This is a genomic window from Paenibacillus sp. A14 (assembly GCF_036864815.1).
Classification (GTDB): Bacteria; Bacillota; Bacilli; order Paenibacillales; family Paenibacillaceae; genus Fontibacillus; species Fontibacillus sanfengchensis.
In genome coordinates this window covers 632780-658727 of the sequence record NZ_JBAGJD010000002.1, presented here as the reverse complement: position 1 = coordinate 658727, position 25948 = coordinate 632780, and the positions used below count along the sequence as shown (strand labels likewise).

Here is a 25948-nt window from a genome sequence, read left to right as displayed (position 1 = left end):
CGTTTTTTTGGGGGAGCTGCGGTTAAGGTTTTGCTGGAGATGAAAAGTAAGGAGGTCCAATATGAGGTTTGCTGCAATAGGTGACAATTGTATTGATGTTTATGAGCGGCTTAATAAAAAATATCCTACAGGAAATGTAGTGGACACAGGAGTGAATATGCAATTGCTGGGCATCCCGACATCCATTATTTCTACAACTGGAAATGATAAAAATGGAGAGTGGATGATTCATACATTAAAAGAGGAAGGAATCGATATTAGTCACTTAAAGGTGGGGGATGGGCCGACAGCTGTTACCTTTATGCATATGGATGGCCTTGACCGTGTACACGGCGACTATGTGGAGGGTGTCCTCGAAACGATGGTTTTCGATGAGGAAGATATCCGGTTTGCCGCCGAACACGATTTAGTCCATACAGCATTATGGGGGAAGGCCGAGGAGACACTTCCCAAATTGAAGGCCAAGGGTGCAGTCATTAGTTTTGATTATGCGGATCGATTGGATCACCCCCTTGTCGAGCAAACACTCCCCTATGTAGACTATGGATTTTTCTCTTATAAGAAAAGGAGGGATGCCTACATTGAAAATTTTTTGAAGGAAAAAACAGACGGCGGTATGAAGGTGGCTGTTGCTACTTTCGGGGAACAAGGCAGCCTAGCATTTGATGGTCAACGTTTTTATGAAGGAACCGTGTATCCTGCGAGAGTAGTCAATACAGTGGGAGCGGGAGATAGTTTTATTGCGGGTTTCTTATTTGCTATTTTAAAGGGTAAATCCATCCCGGAAGCTTTGGAAAAAGGAGCGAAAATTGCCGCAGAAGTAGTGTCCGTTTTTGAACCATGGGTGAAGCGAAATTTCAATTCATAATGAAATGGGGATTAGATCATGAAGATTGGATTATTTACTTCGGGTTATCAACGCAATCCACTAGAACATGCTTTTATAGACGCAAAGAGATTTGGCTACGATTATATTGAACTATGGGGAGGCCGCCCGCATGCATTTGCGCCTGACTTGAAAAACGGCGACATTGAAATCGTAAAAAAACTGATTGATCAATATGAGATTCAGGTAAGGGTCTATACTCCCGAGCATAATGCATATCCTTATAATTTTATGATTGGCACAGAACAAATGAGAAAAGACGCTATCGATTATTTGAAGTTATCGATGGAGATGGGCAAGGAAATGGGTGCTGAATATACGTTAATGTCTCCCGCCCATGCCGGCTATTTAACTTCCGAAGCTGAAATTTGGCAAAGATTGATTCAATCCATGAAGGAATTAACAGATTATGCGGAAAAAATCGATCATAAAATTATTCTCGAAGCCCTCACGCCGATGGAATCAAACGTTTGTACAACCGCTAATGATTTAGCTAGGGTTTTTGGACAAATCGAATCCACTCATTTGGTTGGAATGTGCGATATTGTGCCGCCATTCGTCCAGCATGAAAGTATGATGGCCTATTTCGATAAATTGCAAGATAAGATGCAGCATCTTCACATTATTGACAGTGATGGAACCAGTGATACTCATATGGTCCCTGGTGAAGGCGTGTTGCCAATGAAGGAATTATTAATGGAACTAAAACAGATAGGATACGTTGGCACAGCGACTATTGAATTAGTAACCGCCTATATGAATGAGCCAAGATTATTTGCCCGCCGAGCCATTAACAATTTAAAAGCCTTAATGGACTAACCGTACTTAAATAGGAAGAAAGAGTGATTGCCATGTTTATCGATATGCACGTTCATCCGGACTTTTATGGTTCGATAAATGGGGATAAGGAACGATTGGAATTCAGACATAGGGTGCTGAATATTCACAAGAACGGAACCCCGACATTACAACATATTTTTAATCAAATGAAGTGTGCCGGCTTGGATAAGCTATGCTTGCTGCCCCAAGACTATACAACAGTGGAAGGGGCGGCAACGGTCACCAACGAAGAGATTAAAAAAATTGTCGACCAGGCTCCAGATCAACTTTTCGGCTTTGCCAGTGTCGATCCCTTCGATTCTAACGCTGTCCAGAGCCTAGAGAAGGCCTTTACAGAGCTGGGGCTCCTTGGATTGAAATTAAATCCAAGCAAACAAAAATACTATCCTGCGGATCCATTGCTAAAAGATATTTATGATATTTGTGAGAAATATGATAAGCCGATTATCTTTCACAGTGGTTTGTCATGGGAACCAGGGACCTTATCGAAATACTCAAGGCCGATAGAATTTGAAGAACTGGCTGTAAGCAGGCCGAAATTAAGGATTTGTCTCGCGCATTTTGGCTGGCCGTGGGTCCAGGAGACAGCCATGTTAATGTTGAAATATCCAAATGTGTATGCGGACACAGCGATTTTGTATTTTGATAATGCCAAAGAATTTTATACTCAAGTTTTTACGAAAGATATTCCTTCGACATGGATCGACCGGAGCCTAAGGCATCAAGTCATGTTTGGCAGCGATAATCCGCGTTTCGAGCAAATTAGAATGGCTCAGGCATTAAATCATTTAGGTTTCCGGGAATCGACAGTGGAATTGATCCGTGGAAAGAATGCCTTGGAATTTTTGGGACGCCCTTTGTGAAAGGAGGAATAAGTTCAATGTATGTAGACAGTATCACGATCTTTACAGATAAATATAATCAATATCTTGTAATCACAGACGAGATTGAGCGAGTCGTCGCCGAAAGCGGGATTAAGAATGGTGTTGTCACAGCCCAAACGAAGCATACTACAACAGGGATTACTGTCAATGAATCATTAGAATGTCTTGAAAGTGATATAGACGAATTTTTAAAAAGAATGGTGCCGGAAGATCACCCCTATGTACATGCACGTATGTTAAAAGATTACGGTTCTACAGCCGGCAATCCGACCGGGCATATCAAAGCGTTACTGACAGGGAATCACTGCCATTTTCCGATTGTTGAAGGAAGGGTTGTTCGGGGTGGGGCGCAGGAGGTATATTTCTGTGAATTTGATGGTCCATCTGAGCGAACGATATTGATTTATATACAAGGGGGATAAGGGCCCCCGATATGATTAACTGTTTTATTCACCTCCACTCTTTATGATATATTTTAAATAGTTGTGTATGTTAAAAGTGTGGAGGAACGCACCAGTTATGGACAATAGTTATTTAAAACCACGCGAAGAAGTGGTAGAAAAAATAGAATATTTTATCGATCAAAATGAATTGCGTCCAAATGATAAACTTCCATCAGAAAGGCAGCTTTGTGAGGTTCTAGGGACAAGCAGAACGACCTTGCGCAGCGCAATCAAGAGGCTCATTATCGAAGGTGTTATATATAGCAAGCGTGGGGCAGGTACATTTGTTGCGCCACAAAAGTTGGCGCGAAACTTGCAGGATATGGAATCCTTGTCAAAAAGTGCGATGAAGGCAGGTAAAGTATTATCAACTAAAGTCTTATATGCAGATATTATTGAATGTAATAAAGACTTATCTAGACGGATGAAACTAACACTCGGAAGCAAAATTTATTGTTTGCAACGATTGAGATTAATAGACGGGATTCCGGCGATGATGGAACTTGCCTATTTTGATTATTCATTATGCAAGGGTATTGAACAGTACGATTTTTCGCAGGAATCCCTTTATCGTATTTTGGAAGAAGTTTATAACGTGACAATTGATCATGGCTCGGAAACATTAAGTGTTACCTACGTGAGTGAACAGGAAGGTGAACTGTTGGATGTCGAGAATGGGACACCTGTTTTCTATATTGCGGGTAATGTATTTACAGAAGAAGAAAAGACGATTGAATTTTATAAATCAATCGTAAGAGCCGATCAAATTCGTTTTTCTTCCATACTTAAACATTAACATTTTAGTCCTGAAGGGGGAACTGGAATGAAAATCGGGGCAGTTGGCGATAATTGTATGGATGTCTATAAGCAGACTGGAGAAGCATTTCCTGGAGGGAACCCTGTCAATGTGGCGGTGTATTGTGTCAGGCTTGGGGAAAATGCTTCTTACACCGGTGTGGTTGGAAATGATGAATATGGAAGGTTATTAAAAGATGCTTTAAAGGATAAAGATGTCGATGTGTCGCATGTAAGGGAATTGCCTGGTAAGACCGCTATTACAGAGGTAGAAATCGTTGATAACGACAGGGTACTTGGTGATTATGATGAAGGTGTTTTAGAACAATTTGTATTGACAGATGAGGATATTGATTTTTTAGCTTCGCATGATATAGTGGTATCAGGAATTTGGGGGAAAATAGAAAAAAACCTAGGTAATATTAAAAGTAAAGGTGTCCCGATTGCTTTTGACTTTGCAAACAAATTGGATCATCCACTTGTAGAAGAAATTATCCCTCATGTTGATTATGCTTTTTTTTCCTACGATGATGGGGAAGATTCGTTTATTAAGGATTACATGAAAAAGATGCATGCTAAAGGTCCACAATTAATTATTGTAACTATGGGTGAAAAAGGCAGTATTGTTTATGATGGCGCTTCCTTTTTCCGTTTTGGAATTCTTCCGTGTAAGGTTATTGATACAATGGGTGCTGGAGACAGTTATATTGCCGGCTTTATTTGCGGAATCCTACAGAAAAAATCGATTGAAGAATGTATGGAAGTGGGAACGAGAAACAGCAGTATTACGATTCAATATCAAGGTGCTTGGTAATGAGTTTAATGAATTTTTGCGGAAAGTGAGTGAGATTGGCCTTGTCTGATATAGATTATCAATCTCCGATGTACTTACAATTGAGAGAAATTATCCGAACGAAGATTGAAGACGGTGAATTTCCTCCCGGTACGGCGATCCCCACCGAGCATGAACTGGCGAAAACATATGGCATTAATCGATTGACAGTTCGAAATGGCATTTCTTCTCTTGTTAATGAAGGATTGCTTAAAAGGATACAAGGGAAAGGTGTATATGTTCTAGGAGAGAAAAGAGAGCACGATTTGGAAACATTAGAAGGTTTCTCGCAAATGGTCAGAAAGAAAAATGCGAATCCATCATTCCAAATTTTAGCAAAAACATTGCGAAATGCAGGACATAAGTACAGCAAGATTTTTAACATTCATCCGGATGAGCAGATCTTTTACATTAAACGGGTAGACTATATTGATAATGAACCATACTCGTTGGAGGAAATCTATACACCGCACAATGTTGTACCACACTTGGGGGATATTGATCTAACCATTTTCTCTTTATATGAGATTTATGATTTTTATAATATTGAGATTGCGTACTCGCAGCAGACGCTTGACCTTGCTCAATTGGATCAATCAGATGCCCGCTTCTTAGACATTGACTCTTCTGCTCCGTTATTGTTATTTACAAACACAAGCTATAATGATGCAGACACTGTAATTGAGTATTCAAGAAGTTACACACGCCCGGATAAAGCAAATTATAAGGTACATTTCAAACGATAAAAATGAAGATGGATATGTTTGTCCCTTTGGCAATTACCGCTGGAATATTGGAGGGTGCCCCATAGTGGCATTATCACAGCACAACAACACATCGCATTTCGTCCTATTGACATATGGCAAATTATATCGGAGTGACCGAAGTGAATGAGAAAATATGGGATCTTTTGATTGATAATTGGAAAAAAATCTTGTCTCCGGAAATCCGGTTAATGATGGATCTATCCTTATCGATGTCAAAAATGGAGTTGATTGCGCTTGTTCTAATTGGGAGAAGTGGCGAAACCATGATGACACAATTAGCAGAGAGCCTTCACATTCCGATGAGCACGGCAACAGGTGTGATAAGCCGGTTGGCCAAACAAGGATATGTTGATAGGTATACAGATGAATCAAACCGCAGGATTGTAAACGTGAGGCTGACACAACAAGGAAAAGATACGGTTGAAAATATCAAGCAGACAGTTATGAAATATTGGGGAATGCTCACTGAATTCCTCTCAGATGAAGAAAAAGATGTTTTAAACAAGTTATTTTCAAAAATATCTGCTTCATTCAGCAGTAGCGACTCTGAAGATCATGGAGATGTTAAGAATATCACAAAAATTCGAATGGATTAGCATCGTATAGCCAAATGTGCAGACATTTGGCCTGTTTATCGCCCTATATTACGTCTCTCGAAATATTCTTTTTCCGAAATAAAAGGAGGTTTTTTAAAATGAGAATTATTTTATATACCGGCAAAGGCGGCATAGGAAAAACGAGTGTTGCGGCCGTCCTCGACTTTTGAGGCCGGTATTCGGGTGGTCAAAATTTTGATTGGGACGAATACGGGGGAACGCTCCTTTCATCCTGCGCTGAAGATGTTTGAGAAAATCTGTTATAATATCGAAACTAAGATGTGTAGTGAATTTTCTCTAACGTAAGGATGATCCGCATATGAAAATATTATTAGTCGAAGATGATAAGACAATCGCGTCGGGACTGGAATATTCGCTGCAGCAAGAGGGTTATCGGGCCGTGCTGTGGCATGATGTCGCCTCAGCCAAAAAGGTGCTCACCGAAGATATCGATCAGTTTGCTTTATGCCTGTTTGATTTACAGCTTCCGGACGGAAGCGGTTATGAATTGTGCAAGATGGCGAAGGAACGGCGAGACATTCCGGTCATCTTCTTAACGGTGATCGACGATGAGGTCAATGTCGTGATGGGGCTCGACATGGGAGCCGACGATTACATTACCAAACCTTTTCGGGTTCGTGAGCTGCTCTCCCGGATCAAGTCCGTCTTGCGGAGATACCAGAAGCCGTCCAACGCTAGAGCGCTAATCGACATCGGCAATGTTCGAATCCATACGCTGGAGGGCAAAGTGCATAAGAACGGCGCCGAAATTCCGCTGACCGCCTTGGAATATCGCTTATTGATGATCTTCGCCAACCACGTTGGACAGGTCCTCACCAGGAATCAGCTCTTGGAGCAGATCTGGGACGTGGCCGGCGAATTCGTGAACGACAATACGTTAACGGTGTATATCAAAAGGCTGCGGGAAAAGTTGGAGGATGATCCTGGGCATCCGGCTTTGATCAAAACGGTACGCGGTTTAGGCTATAAGGTCGGTGATTAGATGCTGCGCAATCGGGAAATTCAAATATTATGGCTCGCTATGAGCTTGATCGGCATAACCGCGACCGTGGTTGCGGCCTTCTTTTCGTCCGTCACGGCCGTATTTGTTTTCATTGTGTCCATGCTGCTTATGGGCACAAGTTTGCTATTCATGAGATGGAGATATCGCGAGCTGGCGAAGCTGTCCGTCTATTTGCGGGAAATCAGCAACGGCAATGATTCCCTTGACGTTCGCGATAACCAGGAAGGCGAGCTAAGTATTTTAAAGAATGATATTTACAAAGTGACGCTCATGCTATCGGAGCACCGGTCGCTATTGCAGCGGGACAAAATTCAACTCACGGATGCCATCTCCGATATTTCGCATCAGCTCAAAACGCCGCTCACCTCCATGACGGTGATGGCGGATTTGTTAAGCGCCCCTGACCTGCCTCCTACCAAAAGAACGGAGTTCACCCATCATATTCGCGTCCAGCTTGAACGCATCGATTGGCTTGTTTCGTCCTTACTTAAGCTATCGAAAATGGACGCGAAGACCATCCCATTCAAAAAAGATCGGATACTCATGAAAAAGCTGATCCAAAAGGCATTAGAGCCGGTTATGATTCCAATGGATATTAAGGGACAGACGGTTTCCATCGCGGGCGATGACGATGTCTCTTTTGTCGGAGATTTCAATTGGACGGCCGAAGCGGTCATCAATATTTTGAAGAACGGCGTGGAGCATACGCCTGAAGGCGGAGCCATCGCCATCGCATTTTCCGAAAACGCGTTATTTACGGAACTCGTCATTGCTGACAGCGGAAAAGGCATTCCGAAAGAAGATTTGCCTTATATTTTTAAACGTTTTTACAAAGGAAAGAACGCCAGTGAAGGGAGCATCGGTATAGGGCTTGCGATGGCTCACAGCATCATTTCCAGCCAGGACGGCGTGATCGATGTGACGAGCGACAGCGGGAAGGGTACGCAGTTTCGAATAAAATTTTATAAGCACGTGATTTAGCGTAAGTGACTGAATTGTCACCTTCAACGTCACTGGAAAGTCATTTTAGGCAGATAAAATGATATTCATCAGATGAACGATGGAGGTAAAACCATGCTTTCGAAGCAACAGCGCAAAGTTATTTTTGCAATCACGATATTCTATACCCTGTTGATTCTTTATTTTTTGTTTTTCGCTTTCGGCAGAGTAGGTAAGGCGGATCGAATCGCCGAGTACACCTTTATTTTTTTACCGGACAGTTTTTTTAGGGTGCCGAGCCTGTCCGATCTTCTGCATCCTACGTTGATGGATTTTGTGGGTTTCGGGAACATCGCAGCCTTTATTCCTTTTGGCATCTTGATTCCGTTATTATATCGGATCCGCTTTGTTCGCTTTATGACATGGTTTATTCTGTCCATTCTCCTGCTGGAGACTATTCAGGCATTCACTTTGCTCGGCAGCTTCGACATGAATGACGTCATACAGAACTCATCGGGCGCAGCTATCGGATTCGGGGCGTACAAACTTGGCTTTCGTACACAAAACAACTGGAGAAATATTGCCGCTACAGGTATTTCCGGTGTTGTCCTGATGCTTGGGGTGTGGGGGGTGTTCGGGATGCTTGACCAAGTATTCACCAAAGAAATGGGCCCCTTTGTGGCGATAGAATTGAAGGATAGTACCGGGAATCCACCAACGGGAACCAAACCGTCCAGTCTTAAGATTGGCGGTCAAGACGTGAAACCCCAATATAATGTGTATACCGCCGAAGGCAAAAACAAGGAAACGTACACATATACGTTAGGCAATAAAGAGGAGATGTATCTCTCCATGAATTATGGGATTCCCGATCAAAAGGATTCTCATGGCAGCATCAGGGTTATCGTCGATGGACATGAGTTCCTGTCCGTATCCGCAGAAGCCGGGCGCCATGAGCCGGATAGGGCCGGAATTTTCCTCCCCCAGGCCAATGAGCTTACGATAACCATGGAGGGGAATGTGACCCTGTGGGATGTGGGATTTAGAAAGATGGTATATTTCTGGAATTAAGCATTTAGGGAAGGCCCATGCTTCCGAAGTGAGTTTTGTACGAAGTCGATTCAAGAAGTAACGCTCACAAAACTTTTAGGAGGTATTACAATGGAAATTTTGAAAATCGAGCATCTGTCTAAAGAATACGGCACAGGCGAATCGGCGGTGAAGGCGCTTGACGATGTTTCCTTTTCGGTCCAAAAAGGCGAATTTGTCGCGATTATCGGCCCGTCCGGATCGGGGAAATCGACGCTCCTTCATATGCTGGGCGGCGTGGATCGGCCGACTGGCGGTAGAGTTTATGTTCAGAATACGGACATGTATGCCTTGAACGAAACGCAGCTGGCCATCTTCAGGCGCAGGCAAATCGGCCTGATCTACCAGTTTTTCAATCTGATTCCCGTCCTGACGGTGGAAGAGAATATTACGCTGCCGCTCTTGCTGGATAAACAAAAGGTAGATCAAAAGCAATTGGAAGGCCTTGTGAATACGTTGAGTTTGCAGCATCGGTTGAACCACCTGCCGAATCAGCTATCCGGTGGACAGCAGCAACGTGCCTCGATCGGCCGGGCGCTCATCGGCCATCCTGCGATCATGCTGGCCGACGAACCGACCGGGAATCTGGACAGCAAGAATAGCAGCGAGATCATCGACTTATTAAAAATGCTGAATAAGACCTATCAACAGACGCTGATCGTGATTACGCACGACGAACGGATCGCCTTGCAAGCCGACAGGATCATTTCGATTGAAGACGGGAGGATTGCCAAAGATGAGGTGATAAGGCGATGAATATTGTCAATACATTAACCCTCCGGCATCTGAAGCAGAACAGGAGACGAACGCTTGTAACCATCATCGGCGTCATTATTTCGGTTGCCATGGTGACCGCTGTCGCTACGCTTGTTGTTTCCTTTTCGGATTTAATGATTAGGCAGACCATTGCGGATACAGGGGAGTGGCATGTCCAATATCACGATGTGACCAAAGAACAACTTGCGGCTATAGAGGGCGATGACAGAGCCAGAAGCGTTGCGATCTCAAGAGACCTTGGCTATGCCTCATTAGAAGGGGGACAAAACCCCAATAAGCCGTACTTGTTCATCAAAGAATATGATGCGCAGGGTTTCGCGCAATTTCAGGTTGAACTAAGCAAGGGGCGTCTTCCGAATACGGACAAGGAAGTCGTGATCTCCGAGCCCGTTGCAACGAACGCCAAAGTGAAGTACGAAATCGGCGATCGTCTAACCCTTCGCATCGGCGAACGATTCGAACAAGGGGGCGATCATCCCCTGGATCAGACCGAACCGCTGCGTAGGGAAGACGGCACATTGACCGAAACGTTGCAGCATATCAAGACAAGGGATTACACGGTGGTAGGCTTCATCAAGCGTCCCGCCTGGGAAACGGCTTGGGCCCCGGGCTATACGATCATTAGCTATGTCAATGAAGATATTATCAGGGGAAACGATCGAGTCGATGCGTCGGTGGCCTTGCAGCGTGTCAATCCGTCCTTGTTCGCTCATGCGGAGGAATTGGCTAAGCAAAACCAAATTGAAACCGTCCAATATAATAACGAATTGCTTCATTATTATGGTTTGTCCAAAAGCGAAGCCTCGTACAGCATGATGTTCTCATTATCGGCGATCCTGATGGCGGTTATTATGATTGGCTCGGTTTCGCTCATCTATAACGCTTTTGCGATATCCGTATCGGAACGTTCCCGCCATTTAGGGATGCTCGCGAGCGTGGGGGCTACGAAAAGACAGAAGCGAAATTCAGTGCTTTTTGAAGGTATCGTCATTGGCTTGATCAGCATTCCCATTGGCATCCTATGCGGTCTTGCCGGGATCGGGATCACCTTTTGGTTCATGAACACGATGATTGAAGGGGCATTATGGACCAGTGAAAAGCTGAGGCTCATCGTCACGCCGTTATCGCTCTTGATGGCTTGTCTTGTTTCGATGCTGACGATTTTCGTTTCGACGTATCTCCCGGCGATCAAAGCCTCCAAGTTATCCGCTATGGACGCGATTCGCCAAACCACCGACGTAAAGCTTACGGCCAAAGCCGTAAAAACGTCGAAGTTCATTCGCAAGCTCTTCGGGATCGAAGCGGAAATCGGGCTGAAAAACTTAAAAAGAAACAAACGGAGATATCATGCTGTTCTTTTTTCGCTGGTCATCAGTATCGTTTTGTTTTTGACGGTATCGTTTTTTACGGCCGGCATGACACAATCCCTGGAACTGTCGCGGGAAGGCGCCAATTACGATATTGAAGTGTCGTACAGCAACGGAAAAAGAATAGATGACCGGTTGATGCGATCGATGGTATCCCTGGATGGCGTCACGGATTACAACGTGATTCACGAGTTATATGGGAACGCTTGGGTCGATGCGGCGATCATCGCCGATGAATTGCAAGAGAAGGTGAAGAAGGATAAGAGTATGCTGCAAGACGGGAAATACCCTTACGACATTAAAATCCATGCATTGAACGATTCGAGTCTGCAAGCCTATGCCAGAGCGGTTGGCGCAGATTACGAACAGCTTACGGATCCGGATCATCCCGCCGCGATCGTGATGGATACGATTCAATACAAAGATATGGACACGGGAAAATATATTCAGACGAAGGCCATGGATACGAAGGTCGGTCAAAGGATCGAGCTAACGAATTTCTATAAAGAGAATGGGGAAGAAACGAAGGCAGACCCAGTGATCGTTGCCGCATTGACGGATCAGGCCCCTATGGGGATGAACCCGACTGGCGTAGGCGGGTTAAATATGATCGTGTCGGAACGCGTCATGAATCGACTGGCAGACGACGAGGACCTGGATAACGTTTCGACGTATCTCCATTTGAAAAGTACGGAACCGATGAGAACGCAGCAGGAAATAGAAGAGATGCATGAGACCAATCTGAACGTCTACAATGTATATCAATCCAGAAAAAGCGAAGAACGACAGATTCTCTTGATGTCCGTCTTTTCTTACGGTTTTATCGTATTAATCTCTGCGATTGCCATTGCGAACATTTTTAATACGATCTCGACGGGGTTGTCTCTTCGCAAACGGGAATTTGCGATGCTGAAATCCGTAGGCATGACGCCAAAAGGCTTTGCGAGAATGATGAACTATGAAAGTATTTTTTACGGGGTCAAGTCGCTGTTGTTCGGGCTTCCCGCCAGTTTCGTCGTGATGGTTCTGATCTACAGGGCATTTGCGAACAAATTCAGCTACGGGTTCACCCTCCCTTGGATGAGCATTCTGTCTGTCATTGTCGCTGTATTTGTCATTGTCGGTTCCGCGATGGTTTATTCCGGCGCGAAAATAAAGAAGGAAAATATTATTGATGCATTAAAGCAAGAGAATATATGATACCCATCGGCCCCGACTTGGTTGAAGTCAGGGCCTGCTTAACAAGGATAAAAACGGCTTTGAACCATTTTACGGAGACGTTAAGAATTAATCAGGATGCCCGAGAAAAATCAACCCGGCCTTATCGACCGGGTTGTTCTTCCCTGCTGTGCATCTATAATGGTGATTTGTTATATAACATACATCACTGAAGAATAGGTAACCGGTTAAGTAAAATAAGAAACGTAACTAGTTACTTATTTGCAAGGAGGTTTAGCGCGATGAATCAAGAGGAGAAGCAAGCATTCATTTTTGCTACTTTGCTGACACTAGCGAATCGGATGCAAATCGTAGGGGATAAATTAGATAAAAACATCACCTTAAAGCAATGGCTCCTAATCGCCATCATTTTAAAGAATGGAAATCCATCTCCCACACTAGGTGAAGTTGCGGTTATCTTCGGTTGTTCCAGACAAAACATAAAGAAACTTGCCATGATTCTGGAGAAGCAGGGGTTTGTCACCCTTAAGAGAGATGAAAAGGATGCGAGAGTGGTGCGGGTTCAGTTGACCTCCCAGTGTCACGCTTATCTTAAGGGACGAGAAGATCTTGAAAATGAGTTTATGCAAGATTTATTTCATCATTTTGATGAGAAGATAACAAACGGTTTATTTTACGGCATTCAACAGTTGGCCGACAATCTGGGACGAATAGAAGAGAATTCCCGAGTAAGGGAGAGTTAAGGATCTGAGGTCAGGAAAGGAGTCGAAAACCCATGTTGACCGGATTGTTTTTACTAGCTTTCATAGTTGTTGCCGTCGTCGTTTATTTTGTTATTCCGTATTCGCCTCTAAAGGCAAAATTTAATCGAGATATCAAGGAGTGTATAGAGCGTTCCAGCCAAGTGACGGGGGTTCTAGCATATAAAGAAGTCGAAGATTTACCCACTCCTGTAAAGCGATATTTAGAGACCTGTGGTTATATAGGCAAACCGAAGAGTTCACACATGAAAATCAGTTTTAAAGATGTGGATTTTAGGCTATCGCGGGAAAAGCCAATGATCAAAATGGATTACTCGCAGGTTAATTTTGTGCAGGAACCCGATCGAGTCGCATTCATCGATACACGGATGTACGGCATTCCATTTCAAGGGTATGACTCTCTTCTGGATGGTGCAGGAGGCATGAAAGGTGTTCTGGCCAAAGGGATTACCTTGTTCAACGAAACGGGAGGGGAGATGGATCAGGCTTGCTTGGTGACCTTTTTATCCGAATCGTTATTGATTCCTGATGCTGCATTGCAAGACTACATGACCTGGAAAGAGGTGGATAAAACGCACGCTAAAGCAATCATAACCTATGAAGGCATAGAAGCTAGCGGTTTATTTACTTTCAGCGAAACCGGGGAATTACTCTCATTTTCAACGGATGATCGGACCTATACTTCAATGAATGGCGAACGGCAGCAAGTGAAGTGGACGGCATTGTTTAGTGACTACCAAACTAAGGATGGCCGTAAGCAACCCTCTCGTTTACAGGCGATTTGGCATGTTCCAGAAGGCGACATGATTTACTTTGATGGTCGTGATTTTCGAATCGATAGATTAATGTGATATATGTAAAAAAAACGCCGGTGACCTTAAGCAGGTGATCCGGCGTTTCCATATTAGCGTTTCGGCATCTTGCTCTGATCCATGTACAGCAGGTTCCAGCGGTGGCCGTCCAGGTCGGCAAATCCTGCGCCGTACATCCAGCCGTCCATTTCACTCGGCTTGCCAAAGATGCTTCCTCCGGCAAACTCTACTTTTTGAATAAAGGCATCTACTTCTTCCCTGCTTTCAGCGCCAATGGAAAATATGACTTCCGCGCTTTGGGAAGTATCCGCGGTTTTTGAACCTGTAAATTTCTCAAAGGCCGCCTCCGGGAACAGAAGAATCGTTGTTTGGCCTATGGCAAGCTTGGCTCTCTCGTTACCCACGCTCTCCGCATGGAACCCAATCTCATTGAAAAAGGCAGTTGACTTCTCAACATCTTTGACCGGCAGGTTAATCCAAATCTCCTGTGACATGGCAGCAGCCTCCTGGAATATATTTTTAACTACCCCTACTATACTCTACTTCTGGCAGCAGAAGCGAATCTTACAAAGCCGCAACTGGGTTTGCCTCCACAGCATGTCATGCATTAGGGCCGCAACTAATGAAAGGGAGGATGCCGCTAGATCACGATTATAATCTTGTAAGGTTTTGGAAAACGGAAGGAGCGTGCTTTATAATTAAGCGTGAAGTCAGCAGTTAAAAGGAGGGGGCAAGATGGGGGCAAATCAAACTATTGTTCTGGCAATTGAAGAATCGATCAGGTTCTTGGATTCTTCCCCGAATTTGGAGGTCAGCGGCGAGTACAGCCGCCACAAATGGAACGGGGCATGGTGGCATATGGCGGCACTTTATGAAATGGGAGAAGTGAAAAAAATCCCCGAATCTGCTATTGTCCGAGCTAAATATTTGCTAGAAACGCAAGTCTGGCAGACCTTCATCATATCTCCCAATGACCATCCAACGAGCGAAAGCGATAAAATGAAGATGGATTGCTGCCATTGTGAACTTGCCGTGTACTATATGATCCTCAAGGCTTATGGCTGTGATTTGGACAATGAACTCCCCTGGATTCGCGAATGGCTATTAAAATATCAGTTACCTGATGGCGGACTGAACTGTGATCCTGATGCTTACGTTCATTCCCATAAGAGCTCCATTATTTCTACCCTTCCTCCGCTCGAAGCTATCTTATGGCATACCAACCGCGATTTTACTGAACAGGAAACCGTATTTCTAGATGAAGGTGCACGCTACTTAATAGAACATCGTCTTGTATGTTCTAAACAAGACGGGAGCATTATCAATCAGGACTGGCTGAAACCCTGTTTCCCGAGATTCTTTGAATATGATATATTGCGAGGGATGTCTTTCTTGGCAGAATGGTCCCGACGCAGGAACAAAGCGCTACCGGCTGGGTTGCTTATTGAGGGATTGGAACGATTGAAACCCTTCATAGGAGTTGGCAGCGTGCGAATCGGCAGACAAGTTTATGATCCACAAGGTCCATGGGGCGGGGATACCTTTCCCTTGTTAGAAGCATTAGCACGAATTGGCGATGTTTCGCCTTATCTGTCCGGACAATTAGATCGAGTTATCGCGCGATACAAATACCTAAAAAAGGGCTGGATCGGGGAGTGACCGGATCCTGCCCTTTTGCGTGTTATAGGTTTCTTACTGAACTAAACTCTCCAAATCCGGCTGCAATTTGTTTCGCAGAACATATAGCATGATGACACCAACCAGGAACGCGACGGCATCCGCAATGACGAGTGACCAGACTACCCCGTGGAAGCCGTTCATATGATTGGCGATAAACAATACGGGAATCAGAGTAACTCCTTGAATAACCGACATCGTAAACGCGGCGGTTCCCTGCGCTGTGGCTTGGAAAATCCCCGTGAACAACGTGGTCATTCCTGTAATGAACAAGGATAAGAATGTTACATGCAGAATGTAGCTGCCCATTTCGATTAATTGCGGGTCATGCGTAAATAAACCAATCAAGTGATCGGAAATCAGATAGACGATGACGCCGAACACAACTGCTAATGCTACAATCACTTTGATCGTAAATCCAATGGTATGCTTCATGCGTAATTTATTTGCTGTAAATGAGAAGGCGATGAGCGGCACGACTCCCTCGCATAACCCCATCAGAATAAACTCGGGAAATTGCAACAAACGTGATGAAATTCCGTAAGCCGCTACGGCCGGATCCCCATATTCAATAAGAAAATGGTTAAAGATGAGCGACATCGCCCCCAAAAAGATACTCATAATAAAGACGGGAACTCCGATTTTGAATACATTGCCCAGAATGTCCTTGGTGGCCTTGAACCATTTCACGGAGACAGTTAAGAATTGGCTCTTAGTTCCCATATGGAAGGCGTAGAAGGCACTCGCAACCAAGTTGGAAATGACCGTAGCGGACGCAACTCCGATCACGCCCCAATGGAAGACAAAGATGACTATCGCATCGAGAATAATATTGACGACAACACTGAGCATCATACCGATCATCGACGTGATGGCCGCACCCTCCGAGCGCACGATATTCTCCAGCGTGAAGAATAATACGACGAATGGCGAACCCATAAGCATAATCGTGACATATTCCTTCGTAAATCCGAAGGAGTCAGGTGTGGCCCCCAGGCCATGAACGATAGGATCGATCAATGGGAGGCCGACGGCAATGACGATCAGACCGAGACCTAAGCTGCTGTAAAAAGCGAATGAAGACACGTGCTTTACATCATCATATTTTTTCTCTCCCAGCAAACGGGAAATGAATGTACCGCCGCCGATACCAACCAAGTTGCCTAGCGCCATAATGATCGCGAATAACGGCAGGGTTAGCGCGAGTGCGGTTAGCATGGCGGTATTGTGAAGTGTACCAAGGAAATAGGCGTTCAAAATGGAATAAATGACACTCATTGACGTGCCTAGCATCATCGGTACAGCGAAGTGAGCTACAGCTTTTGCGACGGGGGCCTTTTCAAAGTAATGGAGGTTTTCTGCATCCATGTGGATCACCACTTTCGTAATATAATTTTAATTGCTAATCTAACAGTGTTAGGTTGAGCCTTACAGTGTTAGATGATATCATAAACTTTATAAACCTGTAAAGCATAAACTTACACTGTTAGGTAAAAGGGCGGGTATCGATGAAAAAACAACAGCCTCAGATTTCGGAGGATAAGATTTTGGAAGCTTCGTGGGAGCTTCTTGGAGAGGATGGCATCGAGAAGTTCAGCATGAGACGATTGGCCGGACGGCTGGGGATTCAGGCTCCCTCGCTGTACTGGCACTTCAAGAGCAAACAAAATCTCTACCAACGTCTGGCCAACCAGGTATCGAAAAAGATTCTGGAGGAGTACCGTGCCGAGGGGGACTGGAAGGAGCAACTGAAGGGGCTTGCGGTAACGGTTCGAAGCGTGCTCGGCCGGTATCCTTGCTCCACGCAGCTCATGATGTCGACGCTGCCCCACGAAGCGGACATCATCCGGTTGAACAACCGTATGCTGCTCTGCGTGGAATCGACGCCGCTCGAGCAAGAGCAGAAAGTGCAGGTGGTTCTCACGCTTATGAATTATGTCTACAACTTCGTTCTGGACGATTATGAGCACCAGCGAAATGTCTCTGCAATTCTTAAAGAGCATGGAGCGGAGGCGCTTCCGGGTGAGCAAATGATTCGCCTTCTGGATTCCATGAGCGAGACGGATGCGGGGCTGTTCCGGAGAATGTTCACGAGCGGGCTGTACGAACTGATGGGAACCGACAAGGCGTTTGAGTTCGGCTTGAAGGTGATTCTGCTCGGGATTGAGCAGGTGATGAAGGAGCAGGAGAAGTAGAATCAATTCGATAGGTAAAGAAAAGGAATCACTGTTTTGGCGCTTGATGTTTTTTTATGGGCGTTCACCCAAGCGCCCTTTCCGCGAATGCATATGATGATCATGCCTACTCATTGAAAGGAGTGATCATATATGGGTTTTTTTCCAGCACCAGGACCTGGCGGAGGATTCCCGGGCGGACCGGGGATTCCAGGTGGATCTCCGGGGGGTGCACCGGGAGGGGTTCAAGCGCCGACAACTCCTCCACCGCAATTCGTACCGCAAATGCAGAGTACCACATTTGCCGTTGACCCCGGAGGGATCAGACGCTGCCTATACCGCAACACATACATTTGGCTAAACAACGGGGAGCAATTCTGGTTCTTCCCGGTATTCGTCGGGCGTAATTCTGTTGCAGGATTCAGATGGTTCGGTTTCTTCTGGGGGTACTTCGGTATCGATTTGAGGCGGATTAGCTCGTTCGCGTGCTTCTAAGGCTGTGCGATCTTCCATGGCCAGGAGTTATCAACCGTTTCGGATCGTGGGAGCTGATGGACGATTTACGTGATGTGAAGAGAAGAGTCAGGGCTCCCGTATGGGAGCCTTTAAATTTGCCGTTATATTTTTCAAAAAAGCACCCCAACATTATAATTGTTATATATATCGTATATCGGCACGGACCGGGAGGACGGCATGCAATTTCAACCAATCTATCATGATGGGGAATTATTTCTACCGAAGATGGAACTAGATATGACATCGAACCAATCAATCGGCATTATAACGGACTTGAAGCGAAAGCAGCTGTTGATGAAACAATTAGCGGATCGTTCCCAATATTACATATTTCGAACTGGGCAGAACGAGTATATGCGTTTAACGGTGGAAGAGCTGATCACTTTTCTAGTCAAGGTGACGGAGAGGAAGGACCGTGCTGCTCAGTTAATGGATTATTTTGCTTTAAAAGAAGAACGGAGGGTAAAAATCAAGAATTTAAGCTCGTCGAAAAGGATGTACGTGACCTTGCTGCGTGTCTTTTTTGCGCATCAGCCTACGCTTGTCCTGGAGGAGCCTTATTTTTACTTGGAGGAAGAGGATCGCCGTCATTTTAAACGGATTTTGGATGACCTTTCGAAAGAGAAGCGGATTCTAATTTTAACTTCGAATTTAGAGGATGCCCTGATTTCCTGTGATGCCATTTATCGATTGAACGAATCCGGATTTCATCCACTCGATATTCGGGACTCGGAAGAGGACAAGCAGGAAGTGCCGGAACAAGATCAGGCCAATATCACGCTGCAGAAGATTTCTACGAAAAAAAATGACAAGGTGATTTTATTTGATCCGCCTGAAGTCGATTACATAGAAAGTGTAGAGGGTTCGATCCTCGTTCATGTGGGTGGAGAAAATTATGTCTGTGCTTTGACGCTAACCGAGCTCGAGCAGAGATTGATGAATTTCGGCTTTTTTAGGTGCCATCGATCCTACATCGTGAATCTGCAAAAGATAAGGGAGATCATTACATGGACGAAGAACAGCTACAGCTTGCGATTAAATACGGGTAAAGATGCCATGGTTCCGTTATCCCGTTCAAAGTTGCAGGAATTAAAGGCGCTTCTTCATCTTTAATTTCCGGGGCAATATTGAACCCATTAGGCATTCCAGGGTACCGTTCAGGCGGCAATAGCTACATTTCGGCGGGTTTTGATGGCTGGAAGCATGCATTATTTATATGCTTAAGGCATCAACGCTAAGGAAGTGGTGTTCATGGATGTGATCCAAGTGGAACATATTCGAAAGAGATTTGGAAGCAAGGATGCGTTGTCGGACGTGTCCTTTTCCATTCCGAAAGGGGAAATTTTCGGGTTCCTGGGTCCGAGCGGTTCGGGAAAAACGACGCTAATCAAGATTCTAACGGCGCAGTTAAATCCGACAAGCGGACAGGCCGGCGTATTTAACGAGCCGGCGGAGAGGATGCGGCAGTCCGCACAGAAGATGCGATTTGGCATTTTGACGGATAACAGCGGTCTATATGAGAGATTAACGGTTGAGGAAAATCTGGAGCTGTATCGTAAATTATATGATCTTCCTAAAACTTCGATCGATAAGGTGCTGCAGTTTGTGAACTTAAGCGGAGAGCGGAAGAAGAAAGTCCATCGCTTATCGAAAGGGATGCGCCAGCGTGTCATGTTGGCCTGCGCGGTGATCCATGAGCCGGAATTATTATTCCTGGATGAGCCTACTTCGGCTTTGGATCCCGTAAACTCGGCACATATTTATAAAGGTTTACGCTATTTAAATGAGAAAGGGACAACGATTTTTTTAACTACGCATGATATGGCTGAGGCAGAATTGCTATGTAACCGTGTAGCGATTTTGTATCAAGGGCAAATTCAAGCCATCGGCTCACCCAAGGAACTTAAAAAACAGCATCGGGACAACGCAATTTGTGTTGAATTAACCACTGGGGAAGCCTACGAGCTTCCCATCGATGAGGGAACGGCCGAGCAAATCGCCGATTGGATGAAACGAGGGCTCATTGATCGATTGGCAACGAAAGAGCCAAGTCTGGGCGATGTCTTCATTAAAATGACAGGAAGTGAGTTGCTATGAGTACGGGTATCTCATTAAAACGGGTGCGCGCGATATTTGTGAAGGATTATAAAGAGTTTTCGCGCAATTATGCGGTCTCCATTATGTTGATTCTCCCTATTATTCTCGCACTTCTTATTCGAGGTGTAGATTCGTCTTTGCCCTTAGCCTCCGTGGCCGGAACTTTCGCTACCGTGCTTAATCTTTCGTTTGTGTTGCTGACATGTTTCGCACAAGCCTGCTTGATTGCGGAAGAAAAGGAGCGTAACACGTTAAGATCATTAATGATGACTCCGGCCACGACCCTGGACGTTTTAGTCGGTAAAAGCAGCCTGGTCTTTGTCATGTCTGCTGTCGTTCTGGCCGTTTCTACGTATATATTCGGATATAAGCCGGCCAATGTATGGGCTTTTGCGGCGGCCGTTATTCTTTCGATCATTCTATACATCGCGGCCGGAACGATCTGCGGCTTATTCTCCAGGACGCTGCTGGATGCATCGTTATCCATAATTCCCGTGGCATTCGTATTTACCGGGGCGCCTTGGGGAGTGTTTCTGGCGGATGATTATCCGATCTTCGGAGTGCTGGATTACGTACCGAGCAGTCAGCTTGTGCATTTGCTACATATAAGCAATGCCGGTTTTACGGCGGGAGATGTGTTGAAACCCCTTCTTATTATTTTGGTATGGACGGTTGTATTAACGATGGTGTCCGTTGTTTTGTATCAACGGCGGTTAAAGGATGAGTAGGAAGGAGGGATCCCATTCCGATGAATTTAGCCGTCAAGTGGATGCGAGAATTGAAAGACTGCGATAACAAGCTTAGGCTGAAAGGTTATCGGGACCAAGCGGAGTTCATCCGAAAACGGAATTTGGAAGCTTGGGACGATCAGCGGCTGCAAACGGAGTCTCTCCGGCTAAAAAAGGAGGCAGCATCGGGTACGCCTTTGGACGAGCTGCTTGTCGATGCGTATGCGCTAGTCTGCGAGGCGGCGAAGAGAACGCTCGGATTGCAGCCTTACGATGTCCAGATCATGGCTGCCGTCGCTCTTCATGAGGGATATTTAATTGAGCAACATACCGGCGAAGGAAAAACGCTCTCCGCGGTGCTGCCCGCTTATCTCAATGCGCTGACCGGCGAAGGCGTTCATGTGCTGACGTTTAACGATTACTTGGCTGATCGGGATGCGGAGTGGATGGGCCCGATCTATCATTTTCTCGGGTTAACGGTAAGGTCGGTTCAAGCTGGCATGAGCCTGTCCGAGAAAAGGGAAGCGTACGCCGCGGATATCACCTATGTGACGGCCAAAGAGGCGGGGTTCGATTATTTGCGCGACTCGATCGCATTGGTCGAAGCCGACACCGTGCATCGTCCTTTCCACTACGTCATCGTCGACGAAGCGGATTCGCTGCTTATCGACGAAGCGCGGGTGCCGCTCGTCATCGCCGGCGAGCCGGGCTCTTCCGAGAGCAACAACGGCACTCGTTTCGCGGAAGTGGCCAGGCAGCTTAAGCAGGGGGAGCATTTCGACTTCGACGAGTTCCAGCGGAATGTTTATTTGAATGAGGCGGGCGCCGCGAAAGCGGAGGAACTGCTGGGATGCGGCAATTTGTACGAAAGCCGTCATAGTGAGTTGTTATCGTCGTTAAATTGCGCGCTGCATGCGGAAGCGTTATTGAAAAAAGACGTCGATTACATCGTCCGTGACGGTAAAATCGAACTGATCGACGAATATACCGGCCGCGTGGCGGAGAATCGGCATTTACCGGAGGGGCTGCAAGCCGCGCTAGCGGCCAAAGAAGGGCTGCCCGTGAAAGCCGGAGGGAACATTCTCGGGACGATCACCCTGCAACACTTCCTTAGCCTATATCCGAAGATTTGCGGAATGACGGCGACCGCGCAAGTTTCCGCCATGGAATTCGAAACGATTTATGCGCTCCAGGTCGTGCCAATTCCGCCGAACCGGCCCAACCGACGGATCGACTATCCGCACCGGATTTATACCCATAAAGAAGCCAAATTTAAGGCGCTTCTCCAGGAAATCTCGTCCGTTCATCGGACGGGACGGCCGATTCTCATCGGTACGTCAAGCGTCGAGGAGTCCGACAGGCTGGCGGAGGCGCTTGCGGCTCTCGGCGTCCCATGCCATGTTCTGAATGCGAAAAACGACGCGGAAGAAGCGGAGATCATCGCCAAAGCGGGAGAAATCGGCGCCGTGACGGTGTCTACGAATATGGCGGGACGCGGCGTCGACATCCGGCTCGGCGGTGGCAACCCCGCGCAAGCGGAAGTAGTCGCAGGGCTGGGCGGGTTGTACGTGATTGGTACGCATGTGCACGAAAGCATGCGGATCGACGACCAACTGCGCGGTCGTTCCGGCCGCCAAGGGGACCCGGGAGCTTCCGTATTTTTCGTAAGCTTAGAAGACGAGTTGATGCTGCGGTTCGGCATCGATAAAGCGATTCCGCCCGCCTATCGCGGTCTCAGGCAGGATGATGCTCTCGAAGAGTCGGTGCTCCGCGGCAAAATCACCCACATTCAGCGCGTGATTATGGGCCAGAACTTCCAGATCCGCCTGGAACTGAACCGTTATTCGGATATGGTGGAGGAACAGCGGCGTATTCTATACGAGGAGCGGCTCGGCATTTTGAAAGGCAAGACGAAGGTGAGCCCTTCGGAGCAGCGGGTGCGGCTTTATTTTATCGACAAGTTCTGGGCTGACCATCTGGCATACGTTTCTTACATTCGCGAAAGCATCCATTTGACGAGCCTGGTTAACCGCCATCCGATCGACGAATTCCATGCGCAAATCATCCAAGCCTTCGAGCAAATTCCGGCTAACATAAATAGAGAGACGGCGAATATGCTCGTAAAGCTCGGGGGTTCCAATGATCCGGCGTTGTGGGAAAAGTTCGGGCTGAAGAACCCTACTTCCACTCGGACTTATATCATCAACGATCAATACATGGAGTACTTGCAGAATCCCGGTTCATGGGGCGCAGGGACGGTACTCGCTTATTGGATGCGCAAGATGTTGAGGCCGGTATTCGGGTGGGAGAAATTTTAGATTAAAAAGAACAGGGGTGCCGGCTCCTGTCCTTTTCGTTAACGGTTGGATCAAGGCTTACAGATCGACTTTCCAGTTGCCCATCATCTTGGCGACTTCCGGATCGTGATACGATAAAAACAGACTTTTTCCCGTATCCAGGGTGGAGATTTGTTCAATATCTTCCGCGCTCAGCTCAAAATCGAAAATGTCGAAGTTTTCGACGATCCGCTCTTTGCGCACCGATTTTGGAATAACAACGACTCCACGCTGAACAAGCCACCGCAACACGACTTGGGCGACGGATTTGTTGTATTTTTCCGCGATCGAGACCAGGACTTTGTTGCCGAACAGGTTGCCCCGTCCTTCAGCAAACGGCGCCCATGACTGGTGCTGCACACCCTGCTGTTTCATAAAAGCGGCGCTCTCGAGCTGGTGGTAGAACGGGTGCGTTTCGATCTGGTTAACCGCGGGAACGATTTCGTTATGCACGATAAGGTCCATCAGACGGTCGGGATGGAAGTTGCTGACCCCGATCGCCTTGATTTTTCCTTCGCGATACAGCTCTTCCATCGCGCGCCAAGCGCCGTAGTAATCGCCGAACGGCTGGTGAATCAGGTACAGATCGAGATAATCCAGCTGCAGCTTCTTCAGGGATTTGGCAAAAGCCAGCTTGGCACTCTCGTAGTCGGCATCCTGAACCCAAAGTTTGGTCGTGATGAACAGCTCCTCACGCGGTATGCCGCTGCGTCTGATCGCGCGCCCGACCGCTTCCTCGTTCAGATAACCGGCGGCGGTGTCGATCAGGCGGTAACCGGCCATCAGTGCTTCATATACTGCGTTCTCGCATTCTTCTGCATCAGGGACCTGGTAAACTCCGAAGCCGATGATCGGCATGTTCACTCCGTTGTTCAGTGTTACGGTTTGCATGGCAACTCCTCCTTAGTTCAAATGTATAACGGCAAACGGCTGCGAATCCCGGGGATTGGCCTTATAGAGCGGCAGCTCCGCTTATCGCCGATTTGCGTTACAATAAGCTTAGGACCTTCGTGTTACACGAAGTCAAGCGCCTTTTATTATTTTTTTCCAAGGGGGATTTTACATGTATACGGTCAAAGAAGCCGCACAGATCACGGGACTCACTGAGCACGCTGTGCGCTTTTACACGGATAAAGGCCTGGTGCCGAGCATACAGCGCAATGAGCATAATATTCGGATGTTCGACGAAGAATCGATCAACTGGCTGTTTGGCGTCAAATGCCTTAAGCAATCCGGGATGCCGATCGAAGTCATTAAAATGTACATCGATTTATGTCTGGAAGGGGATTCGACCATTCCGCAACGCTATAAACTCATGATGGAGCATAAAGAGGCGGCGCTCATGAAGCTCGAAGAAGCCAAACGGCACATCGCCCATTTGGAGGAAAAAACCGCCCTGTATCAAGCCATTTTGGAGCACCGTTCGCCAGACACGACCAATCCGGCCAACTGGGATAGAATTCAACATATGCATGGGGATGTGTTTTACTCGCCCTCTGCCCGTAAGGCATGAGGGGTGGAGGCCCCATCAGACAACCTGGATGACGTAGAATTCCTGCAAATCTGCATGTTTTTTTCTCGTTCGGGGCCAAAATTTGAAAATTCCTGAGATTCTGCAGGAATTTTCGGCGAAACCGGCTCGTTTCTCTAAAATGGCTAGAAATGCCTGCAGATTTGCATCTTTTTCGCATCCCCTCGGGAATCGGCTTAAATGCCTGCAGATTTGCATCTTTTTGGAGTTGGCCGTGTTGGAAGCGCGCTGGGCGGCTGGCGCTCTAGGCGAGTTGCATCGGGTGACGTACTTGGCTCTACAAAATGCGCCGCAAGGACAGCCCCTTGGGAGAACCGGTGGAACGAGCCTTAAAAAAACTAGTGCAAACATGCACTATGGAGGAGAATTGGATGTCGCAAGAGGCAATTGTTTTAGTAGCAAGTGTAACCATCTTTAATCATGATCAAGTCTTGATTATAAAAGAGAATAAGCCTAATGCTAGGGATAAGTGGAACTTTCCAAGTGGGCGTATGGAATATGGTGAGGACATTCTCCATACAGCTCGTAGGGAAGTTAGAGAAGAGACGGGGCTGGAAGTAAACCTGACGGGTACTACGGGTGTATATAATTTTAGGAGCCGTACGAACAATCAAGTTATTTTATTTCATTTTATAGGTGAGATGACCGGAGGGGTTTTAAATCTCGAAGAGGATGAAATTTCCGACAGCAAATGGGTGCAAGTACATGAGCTTGCCAAAATGGAAAATGAAGACTTACGGGAACCGGGTGTATTAAAGCAAATCATCGATAACTTATTAAAAGATAAGGTTCACTCCATAAGTATGTATAATGAGCAACTTAATAAATGAGTTAACGGGGAGCTTTATTGAGCAAAAAAGGACCATCAAACATGATGTGATGATGGTCTTTTCTCGTT

27 protein-coding genes are annotated in these 25948 nt (G+C 46.3%); 23 read left to right on the top strand and 4 right to left on the bottom strand.

The window, feature by feature from the left end; all coding sequences use genetic code 11:
* The first annotated feature begins 61 nt into the window (after positions 1 to 61).
* From frlD (V4U88_RS07315) to V4U88_RS07245, 15 genes are all read left to right on the top strand, one after another.
* Positions 62 to 868, top strand: a complete 807-nt coding sequence (gene frlD / locus V4U88_RS07315; RefSeq protein ID WP_334072607.1) for a fructoselysine 6-kinase — start codon at positions 62 to 64, stop codon at positions 866 to 868.
* A gap of 18 nt (positions 869 to 886) precedes the next feature.
* Positions 887 to 1705: a fructoselysine 3-epimerase gene (gene frlC / locus V4U88_RS07310; protein WP_334072606.1), complete on the top strand. Its 819-nt coding sequence runs from the start codon at positions 887 to 889 to the stop codon at positions 1703 to 1705.
* Between the two features lie 32 nt (positions 1706 to 1737).
* On the top strand, positions 1738 to 2589 hold the full coding sequence (locus V4U88_RS07305) for an amidohydrolase family protein (RefSeq protein WP_334072605.1): 852 nt from the start codon (positions 1738 to 1740) through the stop codon (positions 2587 to 2589).
* A gap of 17 nt (positions 2590 to 2606) precedes the next feature.
* Positions 2607 to 3032: a secondary thiamine-phosphate synthase enzyme YjbQ gene (locus V4U88_RS07300; protein WP_334072604.1), complete on the top strand. Its 426-nt coding sequence runs from the start codon at positions 2607 to 2609 to the stop codon at positions 3030 to 3032.
* 97 nt (positions 3033 to 3129) lie between these two features.
* Positions 3130 to 3849, top strand: a complete 720-nt coding sequence (locus V4U88_RS07295) for a GntR family transcriptional regulator (RefSeq protein ID WP_334072603.1) — start codon at positions 3130 to 3132, stop codon at positions 3847 to 3849.
* A 27-nt stretch (positions 3850 to 3876) separates the two neighbouring features.
* A complete protein-coding gene (gene frlD, locus V4U88_RS07290; RefSeq protein WP_334072602.1) occupies positions 3877 to 4662 on the top strand; it encodes a fructoselysine 6-kinase in 786 nt (261 codons plus the stop codon).
* Positions 4663 to 4691: 29 nt separating this feature from the next.
* Positions 4692 to 5426: a GntR family transcriptional regulator gene (locus V4U88_RS07285; protein ID WP_334072601.1), complete on the top strand. Its 735-nt coding sequence runs from the start codon at positions 4692 to 4694 to the stop codon at positions 5424 to 5426.
* A 113-nt stretch (positions 5427 to 5539) separates the two neighbouring features.
* Positions 5540 to 6043, top strand: a complete 504-nt coding sequence (locus tag V4U88_RS07280) for a MarR family winged helix-turn-helix transcriptional regulator (RefSeq protein WP_334072600.1) — start codon at positions 5540 to 5542, stop codon at positions 6041 to 6043.
* Between the two features lie 319 nt (positions 6044 to 6362).
* Positions 6363 to 7046, top strand: a complete 684-nt coding sequence (locus V4U88_RS07275; RefSeq protein ID WP_334072599.1) for a response regulator transcription factor — start codon at positions 6363 to 6365, stop codon at positions 7044 to 7046.
* The gene (locus tag V4U88_RS07270; RefSeq protein WP_334072598.1) at positions 7047 to 8048 is read left to right on the top strand and encodes a sensor histidine kinase; all 1002 of its coding nucleotides are present in this window, start codon (positions 7047 to 7049) and stop codon (positions 8046 to 8048) included.
* Between the two features lie 93 nt (positions 8049 to 8141).
* The gene (locus V4U88_RS07265) at positions 8142 to 9077 is read left to right on the top strand and encodes a VanZ family protein (protein ID WP_334072597.1); all 936 of its coding nucleotides are present in this window, start codon (positions 8142 to 8144) and stop codon (positions 9075 to 9077) included.
* A 90-nt stretch (positions 9078 to 9167) separates the two neighbouring features.
* Positions 9168 to 9851 carry an ABC transporter ATP-binding protein gene (locus V4U88_RS07260; protein ID WP_334072596.1) on the top strand — a complete coding sequence of 228 codons (684 nt, stop codon included), beginning with the start codon at positions 9168 to 9170 and terminating at the stop codon, positions 9849 to 9851.
* Positions 9848 to 12439, top strand: coding sequence for an ABC transporter permease (locus tag V4U88_RS07255; protein ID WP_334072595.1), 2592 nt, complete (start codon positions 9848 to 9850; stop codon positions 12437 to 12439). The genes V4U88_RS07260 and V4U88_RS07255 overlap by 4 nt, the downstream gene beginning before the upstream one ends.
* A 260-nt stretch (positions 12440 to 12699) precedes the next feature.
* Positions 12700 to 13161, top strand: coding sequence for a MarR family winged helix-turn-helix transcriptional regulator (locus tag V4U88_RS07250; RefSeq protein WP_334072594.1), 462 nt, complete (start codon positions 12700 to 12702; stop codon positions 13159 to 13161).
* Between the two features lie 32 nt (positions 13162 to 13193).
* On the top strand, positions 13194 to 14030 hold the full coding sequence (locus tag V4U88_RS07245) for a DUF6544 family protein (RefSeq protein ID WP_334072593.1): 837 nt from the start codon (positions 13194 to 13196) through the stop codon (positions 14028 to 14030).
* 53 nt (positions 14031 to 14083) lie between these two features.
* Here V4U88_RS07245 and V4U88_RS07240 read toward each other — a convergent pair whose 3' ends face one another.
* Entirely contained in the window at positions 14084 to 14485 is a 402-nt protein-coding gene (locus V4U88_RS07240) for a VOC family protein (RefSeq protein WP_334072592.1), read from the bottom strand.
* Positions 14486 to 14726: 241 nt separating this feature from the next.
* Here V4U88_RS07240 and V4U88_RS07235 point away from each other — a divergent pair, with 241 nt between their 5' ends.
* Positions 14727 to 15650: a hypothetical protein gene (locus V4U88_RS07235; RefSeq protein WP_334072591.1), complete on the top strand. Its 924-nt coding sequence runs from the start codon at positions 14727 to 14729 to the stop codon at positions 15648 to 15650.
* 33 nt (positions 15651 to 15683) lie between these two features.
* Here the strand turns inward: V4U88_RS07235 and V4U88_RS07230 are convergent, their stop codons facing one another.
* A complete protein-coding gene (locus V4U88_RS07230; RefSeq protein ID WP_334072590.1) occupies positions 15684 to 17036 on the bottom strand; it encodes an MATE family efflux transporter in 1353 nt (450 codons plus the stop codon).
* 140 nt (positions 17037 to 17176) lie between these two features.
* On the opposite strand from V4U88_RS07230, the gene V4U88_RS07225 reads away from it, so the two are divergent.
* Positions 17177 to 17863, top strand: a complete 687-nt coding sequence (locus V4U88_RS07225; protein ID WP_334072589.1) for a TetR/AcrR family transcriptional regulator — start codon at positions 17177 to 17179, stop codon at positions 17861 to 17863.
* Positions 17864 to 17969: 106 nt separating this feature from the next.
* Here the strand turns inward: V4U88_RS07225 and V4U88_RS07220 are convergent, their stop codons facing one another.
* On the bottom strand, positions 17970 to 18143 hold the full coding sequence (locus V4U88_RS07220) for a hypothetical protein (protein WP_334072588.1): 174 nt from the start codon (positions 18141 to 18143) through the stop codon (positions 17970 to 17972).
* A 509-nt stretch (positions 18144 to 18652) separates the two neighbouring features.
* Here V4U88_RS07220 and V4U88_RS07215 point away from each other — a divergent pair.
* The 4 genes from V4U88_RS07215 to V4U88_RS07200 all read left to right on the top strand — a co-directional run bounded on the left by V4U88_RS07215 (position 18653) and on the right by V4U88_RS07200 (position 23501).
* Positions 18653 to 19471 (top strand): LytTR family transcriptional regulator DNA-binding domain-containing protein, encoded by an 819-nt coding sequence (locus V4U88_RS07215; protein ID WP_334072587.1) that lies wholly within the window; start codon positions 18653 to 18655, stop codon positions 19469 to 19471.
* 138 nt (positions 19472 to 19609) lie between these two features.
* Positions 19610 to 20455, top strand: coding sequence for an ABC transporter ATP-binding protein (locus V4U88_RS07210; RefSeq protein WP_334072586.1), 846 nt, complete (start codon positions 19610 to 19612; stop codon positions 20453 to 20455).
* A complete protein-coding gene (locus tag V4U88_RS07205; RefSeq protein ID WP_334072585.1) occupies positions 20452 to 21183 on the top strand; it encodes an ABC transporter permease in 732 nt (243 codons plus the stop codon). Before V4U88_RS07210 ends, V4U88_RS07205 begins: the two co-directional genes overlap by 4 nt.
* Before the next feature lie 20 nt (positions 21184 to 21203).
* Positions 21204 to 23501: a preprotein translocase subunit SecA gene (locus tag V4U88_RS07200; protein ID WP_334072584.1), complete on the top strand. Its 2298-nt coding sequence runs from the start codon at positions 21204 to 21206 to the stop codon at positions 23499 to 23501.
* A 57-nt stretch (positions 23502 to 23558) separates the two neighbouring features.
* Here V4U88_RS07200 and V4U88_RS07195 read toward each other — a convergent pair whose 3' ends face one another.
* Complete coding sequence (locus V4U88_RS07195) at positions 23559 to 24410, bottom strand: aldo/keto reductase (protein WP_334072583.1); 852 nt, start codon at positions 24408 to 24410, stop codon at positions 23559 to 23561.
* Positions 24411 to 24582: 172 nt separating this feature from the next.
* Here V4U88_RS07195 and V4U88_RS07190 point away from each other — a divergent pair, with 172 nt between their 5' ends.
* Both V4U88_RS07190 and V4U88_RS07185 read left to right on the top strand, forming a co-directional pair.
* The gene (locus V4U88_RS07190) at positions 24583 to 25032 is read left to right on the top strand and encodes a MerR family transcriptional regulator (protein ID WP_334072582.1); all 450 of its coding nucleotides are present in this window, start codon (positions 24583 to 24585) and stop codon (positions 25030 to 25032) included.
* A 389-nt stretch (positions 25033 to 25421) separates the two neighbouring features.
* Entirely contained in the window at positions 25422 to 25880 is a 459-nt protein-coding gene (locus V4U88_RS07185; RefSeq protein WP_334072581.1) for an NUDIX hydrolase, read from the top strand.
* Positions 25881 to 25948: the final 68 nt, after the last annotated feature.

What these genes read in the sequence shown, in the direction of transcription:
- V4U88_RS07195 (WP_334072583.1), bottom strand. Translation starts at nt 24,410, where the DNA reads ATGCAAACCGTAACACTGAACAACGGAGTGAACATGCCGATCATCGGC.
- V4U88_RS07250 (WP_334072594.1), top strand. Translation starts at nt 12,700, where the DNA reads ATGAATCAAGAGGAGAAGCAAGCATTCATTTTTGCTACTTTGCTGACA.
- V4U88_RS07300 (WP_334072604.1), top strand. Translation starts at nt 2,607, where the DNA reads ATGTATGTAGACAGTATCACGATCTTTACAGATAAATATAATCAATAT.
- V4U88_RS07210 (WP_334072586.1), top strand. Translation starts at nt 19,610, where the DNA reads ATGGATGTGATCCAAGTGGAACATATTCGAAAGAGATTTGGAAGCAAG.
- V4U88_RS07230 (WP_334072590.1), bottom strand. Translation starts at nt 17,036, where the DNA reads ATGGATGCAGAAAACCTCCATTACTTTGAAAAGGCCCCCGTCGCAAAA.
- V4U88_RS07235 (WP_334072591.1), top strand. Translation starts at nt 14,727, where the DNA reads ATGGGGGCAAATCAAACTATTGTTCTGGCAATTGAAGAATCGATCAGG.
- frlC (WP_334072606.1), top strand. Translation starts at nt 887, where the DNA reads ATGAAGATTGGATTATTTACTTCGGGTTATCAACGCAATCCACTAGAA.
- V4U88_RS07255 (WP_334072595.1), top strand. Translation starts at nt 9,848, where the DNA reads ATGAATATTGTCAATACATTAACCCTCCGGCATCTGAAGCAGAACAGG.
- V4U88_RS07245 (WP_334072593.1), top strand. Translation starts at nt 13,194, where the DNA reads ATGTTGACCGGATTGTTTTTACTAGCTTTCATAGTTGTTGCCGTCGTC.
- V4U88_RS07280 (WP_334072600.1), top strand. Translation starts at nt 5,540, where the DNA reads ATGGCAAATTATATCGGAGTGACCGAAGTGAATGAGAAAATATGGGAT.
- V4U88_RS07260 (WP_334072596.1), top strand. Translation starts at nt 9,168, where the DNA reads ATGGAAATTTTGAAAATCGAGCATCTGTCTAAAGAATACGGCACAGGC.
- V4U88_RS07215 (WP_334072587.1), top strand. Translation starts at nt 18,653, where the DNA reads ATGAAACAATTAGCGGATCGTTCCCAATATTACATATTTCGAACTGGG.
- V4U88_RS07185 (WP_334072581.1), top strand. Translation starts at nt 25,422, where the DNA reads ATGTCGCAAGAGGCAATTGTTTTAGTAGCAAGTGTAACCATCTTTAAT.
- V4U88_RS07205 (WP_334072585.1), top strand. Translation starts at nt 20,452, where the DNA reads ATGAGTACGGGTATCTCATTAAAACGGGTGCGCGCGATATTTGTGAAG.
- V4U88_RS07305 (WP_334072605.1), top strand. Translation starts at nt 1,738, where the DNA reads ATGTTTATCGATATGCACGTTCATCCGGACTTTTATGGTTCGATAAAT.
- V4U88_RS07190 (WP_334072582.1), top strand. Translation starts at nt 24,583, where the DNA reads ATGTATACGGTCAAAGAAGCCGCACAGATCACGGGACTCACTGAGCAC.
- V4U88_RS07225 (WP_334072589.1), top strand. Translation starts at nt 17,177, where the DNA reads ATGAAAAAACAACAGCCTCAGATTTCGGAGGATAAGATTTTGGAAGCT.
- V4U88_RS07270 (WP_334072598.1), top strand. Translation starts at nt 7,047, where the DNA reads ATGCTGCGCAATCGGGAAATTCAAATATTATGGCTCGCTATGAGCTTG.
- V4U88_RS07265 (WP_334072597.1), top strand. Translation starts at nt 8,142, where the DNA reads ATGCTTTCGAAGCAACAGCGCAAAGTTATTTTTGCAATCACGATATTC.
- frlD (WP_334072602.1), top strand. Translation starts at nt 3,877, where the DNA reads ATGAAAATCGGGGCAGTTGGCGATAATTGTATGGATGTCTATAAGCAG.
- V4U88_RS07220 (WP_334072588.1), bottom strand. Translation starts at nt 18,143, where the DNA reads ATGTGGTACTCTGCATTTGCGGTACGAATTGCGGTGGAGGAGTTGTCG.
- frlD (WP_334072607.1), top strand. Translation starts at nt 62, where the DNA reads ATGAGGTTTGCTGCAATAGGTGACAATTGTATTGATGTTTATGAGCGG.
- V4U88_RS07200 (WP_334072584.1), top strand. Translation starts at nt 21,204, where the DNA reads ATGAATTTAGCCGTCAAGTGGATGCGAGAATTGAAAGACTGCGATAAC.
- V4U88_RS07275 (WP_334072599.1), top strand. Translation starts at nt 6,363, where the DNA reads ATGAAAATATTATTAGTCGAAGATGATAAGACAATCGCGTCGGGACTG.
- V4U88_RS07240 (WP_334072592.1), bottom strand. Translation starts at nt 14,485, where the DNA reads ATGTCACAGGAGATTTGGATTAACCTGCCGGTCAAAGATGTTGAGAAG.
- V4U88_RS07295 (WP_334072603.1), top strand. Translation starts at nt 3,130, where the DNA reads ATGGACAATAGTTATTTAAAACCACGCGAAGAAGTGGTAGAAAAAATA.